The organism is Pontibacterium sinense (genome assembly GCF_015209595.1).
Lineage (GTDB): Bacteria > Pseudomonadota > Gammaproteobacteria > Pseudomonadales > Balneatricaceae > Pontibacterium > Pontibacterium sinense.
In genome coordinates this window covers 18,976-31,300 of record NZ_JADEYS010000016.1, presented here as the reverse complement: position 1 = coordinate 31,300, position 12,325 = coordinate 18,976, and the positions used below count along the sequence as shown (strand labels likewise).

The following is a 12,325-nucleotide window of genomic DNA, read 5'->3' as shown; positions in this document are numbered from 1 at the left end:
TGAAAGCCTTCCTATGCAAAAGCTTATTACCGCCCTAATTACATTACTTTGCGGCGCATTGATCATCATTCTGCAACCGGCAGGGCTCACCAGCGAACAGGCCTGGGGGGCAGCGCTGGTGCTATTTGCGATTCTGTTCTGGGCTGCAGCTCTACTGCCGGACCATCTCACCGCACTCATTTTCATGCTGGCAACAATCCTATTTGCGGTTGCGCCACCCGAAGTTGTGTTTGCGGGCTTCAGCTCTGCGGCCATGTGGCTGATTTTTTCCGGTCTCATATTCGGCATGGCGATCAACACCACGGGGTTGGGGGGAAGGATTGCCCAGACACTAAGTCAGCGTGTAAACGGCAGCTACACCCGCCTGATATTCGGCATTGTCACAGCCTCCGTACTATTAGGCTTTGTGATGCCTTCATCACTAGGCCGTGCAGTTTTGCTGGTGCCAATAGCCATCGCTATTGCGGATAGCTGCGGCTTTATGCCCGGTAGTAAAGGTCGTACAGGGACAGCGCTGGCCGTCGCGTTTGGTTGTCATGTGCCAACGTTCGCTGTACTACCTGCGAACGTACCCAATATGGTCTTTATTGGCGCCGCCGAAACTATCCACGGCATCAGCCCAGGCTACGCTGAATATCTTCTGCTGCACTTCCCGGTACTTGGCCTGCTAAAAGGACTGTTGATTATCGGATTGATCCTGCTGTTGTTTCCGGACAAACCTCAACTACACAGCGCGCCTCAAACCAGCAGCAACGACAACCATGGCCAGCGCAAACTTATTTTGGTGTTAGGCACCGCACTGGCCTTCTGGTTTACCGATTCACTTCATCACATCTCACCCGCCTGGATCGGAATGACAGCAGCTCTGTTCCTACTAATGCCCAAAGTTGGACTGGTGGATAGCAAAACCTTCAATGAAAAGATGAATTTCAACCTGATGGCTTTTCTGGCCGGAATTCTGGCGCTTGGAGCGGTCATCAATACCACCGGACTGGGCAACGTATTAGCTAATGCACTGAACAGCTGGATTCCGTTGAATCCGGACAATCCTGCACTAAACTATGCATCACTCTCCGGCACCGCCATAATGACAGCGCTGGTGGCAACATTGCCGGGCGTCCCTGCGGTACTTACGCCCTTTGCCGACCAAATGGCCAGTAACGCAGGCATGACAATTAAAGCGGTGCTGATGACACAAGTGCTGGGATTCTCCACGATCCTGATGCCGTACCAATCAGCACCCTTAATTGTTGCCATGCAGCTGTCGAAGGAGCCACTCCGCCATGCCATCCGTTTCTGTCTGATATCCGCCACACTGACGATTCTGATACTGCTACCGTTGGACTACCTCTGGTGGCAATGGCTAGGTTGGATCTGATCGTTCCTTTTCTGCAACAGACCATCGTATAAGCCAGAGGAACCTGCGAATAAGTCCGAGACTTTCTCTGCGGACGATAAAACAGCTTTATGAGCGAAAGGAAGCGCAGTGGAATGACGGGTCCTTTTCAAGCTTCCTGACAAAGCAGAAAGCTGTTTTAACGCCCGCCCAATGGGGCATTCAGAGCATTTCGATCTCTGTGTTAACGGTTTTCGCCAGGCAACCAGCATGGCTGTAACCGTCGCCTTGATCTCGCACTGCTCTGAATGCCAGAGGTGTTTCGGACTTGTTCGCAGGTTCCTTAGCGTGCAGCTTGATTGGAAAAGGCGTAAACTCGGCGCCTTTTCGTCCAATACTGAGTCCCAGATGCCACACAACACCGCTCCGCAGTCGCCCGATAAAGCTGCACAACAGGGTTTGATCTATGCCCTGTTCGCGTACGGCATCTGGGGACTGTTCCCACTCTTCTTCAAACAAGTGTCGGACTTACCGCCGCTTGAAGTGTTAGCGCATCGGGTGATCTGGGCCAGCCTGTTCACTGCGTTGATATTGACGCTGATACGCGGCTGGAAAAACAGTATCCCTCATCTTAAAAACCCCAGGATCTGGTTCACGTTAGGGTTATCAGCAATACTCATCGCGGTGAACTGGGGTGTGTTTATCTATGCGGTCACGGACGGACAGGTTCTGGCGTCCAGCCTCGGTTATTTCCTGACACCCATTATTAACGTTCTGCTAGGCACGCTGGTCCTTGGAGAGAAGCAGGATAAACTTCGTAAGATCGCTCTGGTACTTGCCGGCACGGGCGTGCTCTGGCAGATCATTGCGCTAGGCGAGTTGCCATGGATCTCTTTAGTCCTTGCCTGCTCATTTGGTATATATGGACTAATTCGCAAACAAGCCCCGGTTGATACGTTATCCGGCTTATTGATTGAGACACTGGTACTGTGCCCTGTGGCGTTAATCTACTGGTTCTGGTTAGTGGACAGCGGACAAGATCACTTTATATCCAGTGGTTCCGATGCCGGTCGTATGATCGCCATGGGCGTACTAACATCACTCCCTTTACTCGCCTTTGCAGCGGCCGCTCAACGGTTGAGCCTGACAGTCATTGGCTTTCTTACCTATCTGGCACCAACGGGGCATTTTTTGTTGGCGGTCTTCCTCTATGAGGAACCTTTCGGCATCCATCAGCTGATCAGCTTTGCGCTGATTTGGTGCGCATTATTTGTCTTTAGCAGCAGTGCACTCTTCGCCAGAAAGCCACGCTGACGCACAGTTCACGTCCAGTTTTTACTACTTTCGAACGAAATCGAAAGAAACTCACCCACAAATATTGCACCCGCACAATTTTGTACTATAAACAAAACAACTCACTACGAGTTATAGCTTTTAATCGTTAGTTACGACCCATTTAAGCGCATTAGTGCTTCTTTTCTTACCATCTGTAACGAAAGTGCAATGACTGCATCGCAATATATTCAATAGTTGAACGAGCGTCTAACTTACATTTTGCGCGAACAATAATAACGACACTGCGCTCCCTACTTATTTATCAGGAAGGACCCGTGTTATGTCTTTGTCTTATCAGCACCAAGGACGTGAAAGGAGTTATCCGGACAACGTTCGTCTCATTTCCACGACTGACCTCAATGGTCAGATCACCTACGCCAATAAAGAGTTCTGTGACGTAGCAGGCTACACCGAAGAAGAGTTAATCGGCCAACATCACAATATTGTGAGGCATCCGGAAATGCCTAAGGCCGCCTTTAATGATTTGTGGTCCCATCTAAAAAATGACAAACCCTGGATGGGCATGGTTAAAAATCGCTGCAAAGACGGTGATTATTACTGGGTACAAGCCTATGTAATGCCACTGTTCGATGAGCAGGGCCAAAAAACCGGTTACCAATCCGTACGCACCCGTCCAACCCGAGAGCAGGTTGAACGTGCTGAACAGATTTATAGCCGACTTCAATCCGGGCGCATCAAAGCCCCGGGAAGCACCACGAATTTGGCTCAGCGCTTCGTTATTGGCGTCACTGGACTAACCCTGTTGACGTTATCACTGGCTCTTATTCCCTCGGCAGAAGCATTTCGTGTGCCAGGCATTTTGCTGACAGTGTTGATGATCATGGGCTTTTCATATCACCAATATCGTGCGTTGGTCCTGCTAAGTCAGCATACCAGTGAAGTGTATGAAAACCCTCTTGCACAGATGGTTATGGCCGACCGTATGGACGATATCGGCAGCGCTCAACTGGCCCTTCAGATGATGCGTGCCCGCTTAAGAACATTGACCGGCCGTGTGGAAGACAGCATTGAGATTCTGAGTCGCGTACTCAACCAGACCGATGGTGCACTAAAACAAACCACCAGCGGTATTCAGCAGCAAAACTGTGAAAGCGATATGCTCGCGTCTGCCGCCACCCAGATGTCCGCGACCGCGACACAGGTTGCCGCCAGCACATCTCATACCTCGGATGCCTCACAACGGGCCTCATTAGATGCCCAGGATGGCAAAGAACAGGTGAGTGAGATGATCAATGCAGTGCAAAACCTCGTGGATGAAGTGCACATCGCATCTGATTCATCCGAGCATCTGCGTGAGCAAACCGTTGCGATTGGGGACATCGTTACGATGATCAGCGATATTGCGGAACAGACCAACCTATTGGCCCTGAATGCGGCAATTGAAGCCGCACGTGCCGGTGATCAAGGACGGGGGTTTGCGGTCGTGGCCGATGAGGTCCGTACACTGGCGCAACGGACCCAAAAAGCGACACACGATATTCGCAAAACGATTGAAACTATTCAGGTCCACGTCAACTCGACGGCCACGACGATGGAACGAAGCCGCAACAAGGCAGAAACCGGGATTTCTCAAGCGGTACAGGCCAGCAAAGCGTTTGACCAGGTTGTTGTATCGATGACGAGCATCTCCGATCATTCGATGCAGATCGCCAGTGCAGCAGAACAACAGAGCACCGTATCTGAAGAGATCAGCAAGAACATAGTTTCAATCAGGGAGATCGCCCAAAGCAACATGTCGGCGGCCGATGAAACCACACAGGCATCCAGAGAACTGCAGTTGCTGGTGAAAGATCTGAAATCATCAGTTCAGGCATTTTCGACCTGAATCGGGTGCAGGTTAGTGAGTTTGAGCGACGATATAGCATGCCCTCATCTGTTCGATAGGCATCCTCCTGGAAGCATTTAAAGGAGCAGACATAAAAAAGCCAGCCTGACGACAAGCGAAAGGCTGGCTTTATAAAGGATTTAGATCAACCGTCAGGCTTCATCACCTTCCGCACGATTACCACCACTTTGAGACGCAACGGCCAAGTTATCTTCCGCCCGATCCAGCATCCGCGCCGAGGTATCTTCTACGCCATTCAGAGTCGCTGCCCCGATACTCACGGTAAACGGTACGGCTGCTGCATCAACTTCAATCACCATATCCCGTGCAATTTTCAGAACCCGTTCAGACGCCAGCAAAGCTTGTTCCCGGTTAGTCTCGGGTAAAAACAGTGCTAATCGGTCATCAGAGATACGCGCCAGAAAATCGGCCGTCCGCTTGGTGGCATCCAATGTACGCACCATCTGCTGCAGAATCTGATCGCCAGCGTCCCAACCGTATTTAGTATTGATCGCCGTCAGGTCATCAACATCAATCACCAGTATCGAGCATATCCAGTCATATCGCTGAGCCTGTGCGACTGCCTGCTCAATCACCGGTATCAAGGTACGTCGGTTATACGCACCGGTTAAAATATCACGCTGAGACTGGCCACCAGACCGTCGGGATAGTCGTTTTTGTTCACTCACATCTCTTACGACCAGCACCCAGCCATCACCCGATGGGGCTATGCTCAAACGCAACCAGAGCGCCTCCTTCAGGCCCGCCTCTTTCAACAGCGGTGCGCTATCAGGACGTACCAGTTGCTCTAACTGCTGCACACCATCAGTCGCGGCTTTATCCAATACCGTGTTCAATGATGCTACTACGGTCTCCGGCAACACCTCGTTAGCCGCATGCCCCAGCAAAATCATTGGGTTTAACCACTGGTTTGAACCTACTGAATAACTTATAACTTTGGCTTCTCCATTCAGGAAAAGCACTGACTCTTCCAGCGTAGAGATCAACGCATCCAACTGGGTCACTGCAAGACTGTTGTCTTCAGACATCCGCAACACTCCGTCATCTAAACGAACAAAACATTGGTAGAAAGTTATAGCACAGATATGTTCATTTGAGGTGTGTCATCCTTCATCCGTTAGATCACTAGGGTATACTTCTATTCATGCACACACTAAAGATCGCCTGTTATTGCTTCTGTCTCATGCTCTCGACGAGCATTTGGGCTAATACATCCGATACCTTTGATCCAGAGATACGCGATGCACTGAAGAAGAGTTTTGCCACCGCAGACAGCTTTAAAGACCGCTACATTGCTGAGGTCTGGCTGGTCGATATGTCGGGCCGGATTGATCGGTACGTGAAAGATGATCTGGAGCGTGTCGAGATTTTACGTACTGCCCATGCGGAAGCGCAGCGACATGAACTGCCAATCGATCTGGTATTGGGACTCATCCACACCGAAAGTTTGTTTAACCGCTTTGCAATCTCACGGGCGGGCGCACAAGGGTTAATGCAGGTGATGCCGTTTTGGAAGAAAGAGATCGGTCGCCCGAACGACAATCTGACTAGTATTAAGACCAACTTGCGTTACGGGTGCACCATTCTCAAACATTACCTGAAAGTGGCGAAAGGGGACTGGACCGAAGCACTGGCACGCTATAACGGTTCTTATGGGAAGGTTTGGTATCCCGAGAGAGTCTATAAAAACCAAAAACGGTACAGAGAATAGCAGTACCGTTTTTATGAACGTTTGGGAGAGTGAGACTAACCTCACCTGCGATCAGATAATACTGAACGCCGCGAGATCCTCTGAGAGATCAACTGTCTCAGACTGAACATCCGCTACCGTCGCCAGCTCAGGCCCCTGCCCCAACCACGCCTCGACGTGATGCACGGCCTTTTCTTCGCCTTGCAGCATGACTTCTACACTGCCATCGGGCAGGTTACGCACCCAACCAACAAGCCCCGCACGTTCAGCTTCTTCCAGAGTAGACTGGCGAAACCAGACACCCTGCACCCGCCCTGTTACTAATGCATGTACGCAGATAGTCGCCATTGTTGTTCTTACCTCACCTTGGTCCGACGCTTGTGTCTGAATCTTCGATCACGTGTTTATTGTGATCCGACTCTGAAAATAACGCTTCCAGCGAAATATTCAATGCCTCTTTGCGCTCACTGCTTACCCGATTCAGCCGCTTGTTTAATCCTCGTTCCCAGCCTGCAATTGATTCAGCCTGCGGAGTATCCGGTAAAGGCCACGGCAATAACCCGTTGAGCTCATCCAATGAGATACGCCCCGCATCACGGCTCAACAGGAAATCACCCCCATCACTGCGACTGATCACCTGACCTTCCAGCAGGATCTGCACGTACTGATCCCAACGCCCCTGATCCAGCCCCGGTATCTCTTTCAGCAAAATACGATCCGGTATCGACTCGCCCTTCTCTTGTGCCTGCCACAGACGATGGATCACCGCCACCATGATATGCAGCTCGGATGTTCCGTTGGACACATCCAAACGCCGATACACCGTTAAACAACGCGTCAGCTCAGCACCTAACAAAATGATAATCCAGGAGATAAAAATCCACAGCAGGAACAACGGTACGGCCGCAAACGCCCCGTAGATCAGCTCATAGGAGGGAAACTGTGTCACAAACAGGGCAAAACCCCGCTTCGCCGTCTCAAACAGGATCGCCACCACCAAACCACCGTAGAAGGCGTTTTTTACCGGTACCCGACAGTTGGGTACCGCCGCATATAACAGCGTGAAAGCCGCAGCGGAGAGTACCATCGGCAGAATAGAAAGCAGACGTGCTTTGCCCACCAACTCCGTTGCTTCAGACACAACGGAGATCGACGCAATATACGAAGTAACACCTAAACCTAAACCAATCAGCACCGGCCCCAGACTCAGAATGGCCCAATACAACAGAAAACTGGAGAGCCCTTTACGCGGTTCAGTCACCCGCCAAACCTGATTGAACGCAGCCTCAATGTTTTTCATCATCATAATTGCAGTGACCGCAAGTACGGCGACACCTACGGCAGTCAGTTGGCGAGCCTGGCTGGCAAAATTGCTCAGGTAATCTTGCACCACCGCACCGGTAGCCGGCACGAAATTACTGAACACCCAACTCTGCAATTCATCTCCGACCCCCTGAAAGGACGGCACAGCGGCCAATACTGCGTATGACACAGTCATCAACGGTACCACCGCAAACAGCGTGGTATAGGTCAGGGCTGACGCATTAAGCACCCCTTTATTGGCTATAAACTGGCGAATCAGGTATCCCAAAAAGCGGATAATCGGTTTATCAAACAATTGGCGCATGACGTATCCTTTGTCGCACGGGATCAGACGTATACAATACGGGCTCAGGTTAACAGTCCCTGACCCAACATCGCATTAACATTATAAATCGGTATTAAACAATGAGTGACGTGATTATCTACCACAACCCGCGCTGTTCCAAATCCCGCCAGACACTGGCGCTGTTGGAAGAACGCGGTATCGAACCGGCCATCGTTAAATATCTGGAAGAAACGCCAAGTGCCGAAGAGCTAAAATCTGTCCTGACAAAGCTGGGTATCTCTGCGCGCGACTTGCTGCGTAAGAAAGAAGCAGAGTACAAAGAAGCCGGTCTGGACGACACGAATCTGAATGACGATCAGATCATCGCTAAAATGATCAAATTCCCTCGCCTGATCGAGCGTCCAATCGTGATCAAAGGTGACGCTGCCCGTATCGGTCGCCCACCGGAGTCTGTACTGGAGATCGTGTAAGTGTCCGCCCCTTACGTACTGGTTCTGTACTATAGCCGTCAGGGTGCCACACGCACTCTGGCACAGCATATCGCCCGCGGCGTTGAGCAAGCGGGTATTGAAGCACGTTTACGCACGGTGCCCGCCATCTCCACCGTGTGCGAAAGTACAGCGCCAGCGGTGCCCGATGAAGGCGCGCCTTATTGCAGCGAAGCAGATCTGGTCAACTGCGCAGGATTAGCATTGGGCAGTCCAACACGTTTCGGCAATATGGCCGCACCGATGAAGTACTTCATCGACAGCACCAGTTCGATCTGGCTCTCCGGTGGCCTGATCAACAAGCCCGCTGCGGTGTTTACGTCCAGCTCCAGCCTGCACGGTGGGCAGGAAAGCACCCTGCTTTCGATGATGCTGCCACTGCTTCACCACGGCATGGTGATTGCGGGTCTGCCCTACAGCGAAAGCGAGTTACTCTCGACCCAAAGCGGTGGCACGCCTTATGGAGCCACCCACGTTGCTGGCCGGGAAAACAACAACGTACCGGATGAAACCGAACTTAGCCTTTGTCGTGCACAGGGCAAACGTCTGGGCGAACTGGCCCTGAAACTGATAGAGAAATAAACACCATGGCTGAAGACTACCGTCTCAAGGCGCGCCTGAGCCGCCTGATTACCGTTTCCTGTTACGTAGGGTTACTGGCACTGTTTGCTGTCTGGCACTTGGTGATACAGCCTGTTCCAGATGCAAATCCCTGGGTGATCGTGCTGTTTAAAAGTGCTATTTTGCTGGCCTTTGCTCCAACGGTCATCAGCGGCAATCCACGTGGTCACGCATGGTTGTGCTTTGTCCTGATGCTCTACTTTATTCCGGCGGTGCTCTCAGCATTGATTCCAGAAACCTTTGCACTGGGTATGATCTCCTGTGTACTGATCGTGACACTGTTTACCAGCGCGATGATGTATGCCCGCTGGCAGAGCCGCTACAACAAACAACTGAACCAAGAGTAAGATGCTTCGCGATCAGTTTCCGCTGCTGACCCAGCAGGTCAGCGGCCAGCCACTTATCTATCTGGACAACGCTGCCACCACGCAGAAACCGCGTCAGGTTATTGATACTGTAGCGGCCTACTACCGTACCACTAACGCCAATGTGCACAGAGCCTCACACCACCTGAGTGCTGAAGCAACGCTGCGCTTTGAGCAGGCACGCGAGACAATGGCTCGCTATCTGAACGCGGCCCACAGTCGTGAAGTCATCTGGACCCGCGGCACCACCGAAGCGATCAATCTGGTCGCCAACAGCTGGGGGGTTAGCAACCTAAGCACCGGTGATGAGATCGTCCTCAGTACGCTGGAACACCACGCTAATATTGTGCCCTGGCAGATGGTCGCCGAACGCACGGGGGCGATTATTCGTGTGGTCCCATTGCTGGAGACCGGCGATCTGGATATGGACGCCTATCGCAACGTGCTTAATGACCGGACCAAACTGGTCGCCGTTGGCCATGTCAGCAATACACTCGGCACCGTTAATCCCGTTGCCGAGATTACCGCTGCGGCAAAAGCGGTTGATGCCACGGTGCTGATTGATGGCGCACAGGCACTGCCGCATTTCCAAATCGATGTGCAGGCGATAGGCTGTGATTTTTATGTCTTCTCCGGACACAAGATGTTTGCCCCCACCGGTATTGGCGTCCTGTGGGGCAAAGAAACACTGCTGGACGTCATGCCACCGTGGCAAGGTGGCGGCGAGATGATTGCGCAGGTGAGTTTCAGCGGTACAACCTACAACCAATTACCGTTCAAGTTTGAAGCAGGCACACCCAATATCAGTGGCGTGCTCGGCTTAAGTGCTGCCGTAAGCTGGCTCAACCAGCAGGATCGGCATGCTCTGGATCAGCATGAACACCAGCTCTTTCAGCATGCATTGGCGTGCTGTCAGAACGTACCCGGCTTCACCCGCATTGGCGCACCAAAACACAGCGCCAGCCTGATCTCTTTCCAGTTGGATAAGCACCATCAGCAGGATATCGGCTTACAACTGGATCAGATGGGTATTGCCGTCCGTACGGGCCACCACTGCGCGATGCCGCTGATGCAAGCACTGGGTATCAATGGCACGACGCGAGCATCCTTTGCGTTCTATAACACCTTGGCTGAAGTCGAGCTGTTTGCGACTGCGCTGGATCAGATCGCACGGGAAAATGATATTCAGGTCGCTGTCCCCAACAACAATGAACAGGCTGATCTGGCGTTCAACGATTCGCCCTACGGCTCCACAATAAAAGCCGACGATCTGCTAAGGAAACTGGTTCCACTCAAAGACTGGAACAGCCGATACCGCGAGCTGATGTTATTGGGCAAACAGCTGCCCAAACTCACCGATAACCTTAAAACTGAAGAACACCGTATTCAGGGGTGCGAAAGCCAGACATGGCTCGCATTTAAGAAAGATAACAACGGTATCTTTCATTTTCAGGCGGATTCAGATGCCCGCGTCATTCGTGGCCTGATTGCATTAGTGCTGGCGGCGTATAACCACCAAAGTGCCGGACAAATTCAATCTTTCGATATTAACAACTACTTTGATCAACTGGATCTGCAACGCCACCTGAGCCCTTCTCGGGGAAATGGCCTGCGGGCAATTGTTGAGAAAATCCGACAGGTCGCTGTCGACTCAAATGCACAGGAGCTTCAATGAGCAACTTTACCGACGTATCTTTTCTGAACACTGTTTTTGGCAACCAGAAAGGTGAATACGGAACACCAAACTGGGAAAAAGCAGCGAAACAACTGCACCTTATTCAGGAAGAACTGGCCGAGTTGGTTGAAGGTATCGAAAAACAGGATGTCACCGAAGTACGTGATGCAATCGCCGACGTTTTGGTAACAACCTACGGCATGGCACATATCCTGGGTATCGACGCAGACGCTGATATGGCTGCCGTACAGGAGAGCAACCTCTCGAAACTGTGTAAAACGGAAGACGAAATTGCCCAAACACTGGCCTACTACGAAAACGAGGTTGGTATCGAAGTCTATGCCGGAGGCGAATTACCAAAAGCCTTTATAAAATCCGCTAAAGATCAAAACGGTAAAGACAGTAAGTTCTACCCAGCTCATAAGTTCCTGAAAAACATCAACTGGCATGAGCCAAAGCTGGGCTAAGGAATTTAAGTTAACCCGTTCGTAAAAAAAGGCCTCTAATTGAGGCCTTTTTTATGCATGTTCATCACGCCGACTTAAATCAAACGTTTAATTGTTATCCGTTGACTACACCAAATAATCCACGTTAACTTTATGTCATATTCTTTAAAAAGATAAGCTCATACACCAAGCGTTCAAAAAACATAAACACTTGGCCAGTATGATTTCGGCCTAGAAAATTTTGTTACACAGGGTTCAAAACCACTGATCGAGAATCAAACAGTGGTTTTTTGATAAAGTCCGAATATACGGACAGTACATAATAAATAAACTGGATGTCTTCCATGAGTGGTTTTGTCGGTACAACGAAGTACAACTATCGACGCCTGAATGGCCTGGGGTTTATTGTCTGCGCAAGTGCGATAACCTTCACCACCGCCTATCTACAGGAACAGTTGGCTCTTGAGCCGTGTATTCTTTGTTCATTAACCCAGTTGATCACCTTGTCGGTTGCATCAATCTTTCTTCTCGCTTACCTTCACAATCCCGGCCGCACAGGTCAGCGCTTTTACGGCGTTGTGGGTTTCCTGCTGACTCTTACAGGAATCGCGACGACACTAAAACATGTCTGGATTCATCAGCAACTGATCAACTCATCAACAGTTGTAAATTGTGAACTCAATGTTGATCATCTCTTTGATACAATGCCCTCTGCTGAAACACTGATCTCAATTTTTCGAGGAGCCAGCGAGTGCAACGTAAGTCATTGGACCTTTGTCGGGCTGAGTATTCCGGAACAGGCCCTGATTCTGTTCTCAATTCTGTTAGTTATCACCTGGAAACTGATCAACAGCCGACGCCGGCCACGCGATCTCTTCCGCTGATCGCTGCAC

General features: G+C 50.9%; 14 protein-coding genes. 10 read left to right on the top strand and 4 right to left on the bottom strand.

Features of this window, described 5'->3' with window-relative positions; translation table 11 throughout:
- Positions 1-13 precede the first annotated feature (13 nt).
- On the top strand, positions 14-1,378 hold the full coding sequence (locus IOQ59_RS15005) for an SLC13 family permease (protein WP_193954199.1): 1,365 nt from the start codon (positions 14-16) through the stop codon (positions 1,376-1,378).
- 180 nt (positions 1,379-1,558) lie between these two features.
- Here the strand turns inward: IOQ59_RS15005 and IOQ59_RS15000 are convergent, their stop codons facing one another.
- On the bottom strand, positions 1,559-1,753 hold the full coding sequence (locus IOQ59_RS15000; RefSeq protein WP_193954198.1) for a hypothetical protein: 195 nt from the start codon (positions 1,751-1,753) through the stop codon (positions 1,559-1,561).
- On the opposite strand from IOQ59_RS15000, the gene rarD reads away from it, so the two are divergent.
- Both rarD and IOQ59_RS14990 read left to right on the top strand, forming a co-directional pair.
- The gene (gene rarD / locus IOQ59_RS14995; RefSeq protein ID WP_193954197.1) at positions 1,745-2,650 is read left to right on the top strand and encodes an EamA family transporter RarD; all 906 of its coding nucleotides are present in this window, start codon (positions 1,745-1,747) and stop codon (positions 2,648-2,650) included. The two genes, IOQ59_RS15000 and rarD, sit on opposite strands and share 9 nt — an antisense overlap.
- 301 nt (positions 2,651-2,951) lie before the next feature.
- Positions 2,952-4,517, top strand: coding sequence for a methyl-accepting chemotaxis protein (locus IOQ59_RS14990; protein ID WP_193954196.1), 1,566 nt, complete (start codon positions 2,952-2,954; stop codon positions 4,515-4,517).
- 152 nt (positions 4,518-4,669) lie between these two features.
- On the opposite strand, the gene IOQ59_RS14985 is transcribed toward IOQ59_RS14990, so the two are convergent.
- The gene (locus tag IOQ59_RS14985) at positions 4,670-5,566 is read right to left on the bottom strand and encodes a sensor domain-containing diguanylate cyclase (protein ID WP_193954195.1); all 897 of its coding nucleotides are present in this window, start codon (positions 5,564-5,566) and stop codon (positions 4,670-4,672) included.
- 116 nt (positions 5,567-5,682) lie between these two features.
- Between IOQ59_RS14985 and IOQ59_RS14980 the strand changes: the two genes are divergently transcribed.
- Positions 5,683-6,249: a lytic transglycosylase domain-containing protein gene (locus IOQ59_RS14980; protein WP_193954194.1), complete on the top strand. Its 567-nt coding sequence runs from the start codon at positions 5,683-5,685 to the stop codon at positions 6,247-6,249.
- A gap of 51 nt (positions 6,250-6,300) precedes the next feature.
- On the opposite strand, the gene IOQ59_RS14975 is transcribed toward IOQ59_RS14980, so the two are convergent.
- Both IOQ59_RS14975 and IOQ59_RS14970 read right to left on the bottom strand, forming a co-directional pair.
- On the bottom strand, positions 6,301-6,576 hold the full coding sequence (locus IOQ59_RS14975; protein ID WP_193954193.1) for an acylphosphatase: 276 nt from the start codon (positions 6,574-6,576) through the stop codon (positions 6,301-6,303).
- 13 nt (positions 6,577-6,589) lie between these two features.
- On the bottom strand, positions 6,590-7,855 hold the full coding sequence (locus IOQ59_RS14970; RefSeq protein ID WP_193954192.1) for a YihY family inner membrane protein: 1,266 nt from the start codon (positions 7,853-7,855) through the stop codon (positions 6,590-6,592).
- Between the two features lie 101 nt (positions 7,856-7,956).
- Here IOQ59_RS14970 and arsC point away from each other — a divergent pair, with 101 nt between their 5' ends.
- The 6 genes from arsC to IOQ59_RS14940 all read left to right on the top strand — a co-directional run bounded on the left by arsC (position 7,957) and on the right by IOQ59_RS14940 (position 12,316).
- On the top strand, positions 7,957-8,307 hold the full coding sequence (gene arsC / locus IOQ59_RS14965) for an arsenate reductase (glutaredoxin) (RefSeq protein ID WP_193954191.1): 351 nt from the start codon (positions 7,957-7,959) through the stop codon (positions 8,305-8,307).
- The gene (gene wrbA / locus IOQ59_RS14960; protein ID WP_193954190.1) at positions 8,308-8,907 is read left to right on the top strand and encodes an NAD(P)H:quinone oxidoreductase; all 600 of its coding nucleotides are present in this window, start codon (positions 8,308-8,310) and stop codon (positions 8,905-8,907) included.
- A gap of 5 nt (positions 8,908-8,912) precedes the next feature.
- Positions 8,913-9,293, top strand: coding sequence for a DUF2069 domain-containing protein (locus tag IOQ59_RS14955; RefSeq protein ID WP_193954189.1), 381 nt, complete (start codon positions 8,913-8,915; stop codon positions 9,291-9,293).
- Between the two features lies 1 nt (position 9,294).
- A complete protein-coding gene (locus tag IOQ59_RS14950; protein ID WP_193954188.1) occupies positions 9,295-10,986 on the top strand; it encodes a SufS family cysteine desulfurase in 1,692 nt (563 codons plus the stop codon).
- On the top strand, positions 10,983-11,453 hold the full coding sequence (locus IOQ59_RS14945; protein ID WP_193954187.1) for a nucleoside triphosphate pyrophosphohydrolase family protein: 471 nt from the start codon (positions 10,983-10,985) through the stop codon (positions 11,451-11,453). The genes IOQ59_RS14950 and IOQ59_RS14945 overlap by 4 nt, the downstream gene beginning before the upstream one ends.
- 323 nt (positions 11,454-11,776) lie before the next feature.
- Positions 11,777-12,316, top strand: a complete 540-nt coding sequence (locus tag IOQ59_RS14940) for a disulfide bond formation protein B (RefSeq protein ID WP_193954186.1) — start codon at positions 11,777-11,779, stop codon at positions 12,314-12,316.
- The last annotated feature ends 9 nt before the right edge of the window (positions 12,317-12,325 follow it).

Excerpts from the sequence above, each read along its gene's own strand:
- IOQ59_RS14975 (WP_193954193.1), bottom strand. The coding sequence starts at position 6,576 with ATGGCGACTATCTGCGTACATGCATTAGTAACAGGGCGGGTGCAGGGT.
- IOQ59_RS14955 (WP_193954189.1), top strand. The coding sequence starts at position 8,913 with ATGGCTGAAGACTACCGTCTCAAGGCGCGCCTGAGCCGCCTGATTACC.
- IOQ59_RS14950 (WP_193954188.1), top strand. The coding sequence starts at position 9,295 with ATGCTTCGCGATCAGTTTCCGCTGCTGACCCAGCAGGTCAGCGGCCAG.
- IOQ59_RS14980 (WP_193954194.1), top strand. The coding sequence starts at position 5,683 with ATGCACACACTAAAGATCGCCTGTTATTGCTTCTGTCTCATGCTCTCG.
- IOQ59_RS15005 (WP_193954199.1), top strand. The coding sequence starts at position 14 with ATGCAAAAGCTTATTACCGCCCTAATTACATTACTTTGCGGCGCATTG.
- IOQ59_RS14990 (WP_193954196.1), top strand. The coding sequence starts at position 2,952 with ATGTCTTTGTCTTATCAGCACCAAGGACGTGAAAGGAGTTATCCGGAC.
- IOQ59_RS14970 (WP_193954192.1), bottom strand. The coding sequence starts at position 7,855 with ATGCGCCAATTGTTTGATAAACCGATTATCCGCTTTTTGGGATACCTG.
- arsC (WP_193954191.1), top strand. The coding sequence starts at position 7,957 with ATGAGTGACGTGATTATCTACCACAACCCGCGCTGTTCCAAATCCCGC.
- IOQ59_RS14945 (WP_193954187.1), top strand. The coding sequence starts at position 10,983 with ATGAGCAACTTTACCGACGTATCTTTTCTGAACACTGTTTTTGGCAAC.
- rarD (WP_193954197.1), top strand. The coding sequence starts at position 1,745 with ATGCCACACAACACCGCTCCGCAGTCGCCCGATAAAGCTGCACAACAG.
- IOQ59_RS14940 (WP_193954186.1), top strand. The coding sequence starts at position 11,777 with ATGAGTGGTTTTGTCGGTACAACGAAGTACAACTATCGACGCCTGAAT.
- IOQ59_RS14985 (WP_193954195.1), bottom strand. The coding sequence starts at position 5,566 with ATGTCTGAAGACAACAGTCTTGCAGTGACCCAGTTGGATGCGTTGATC.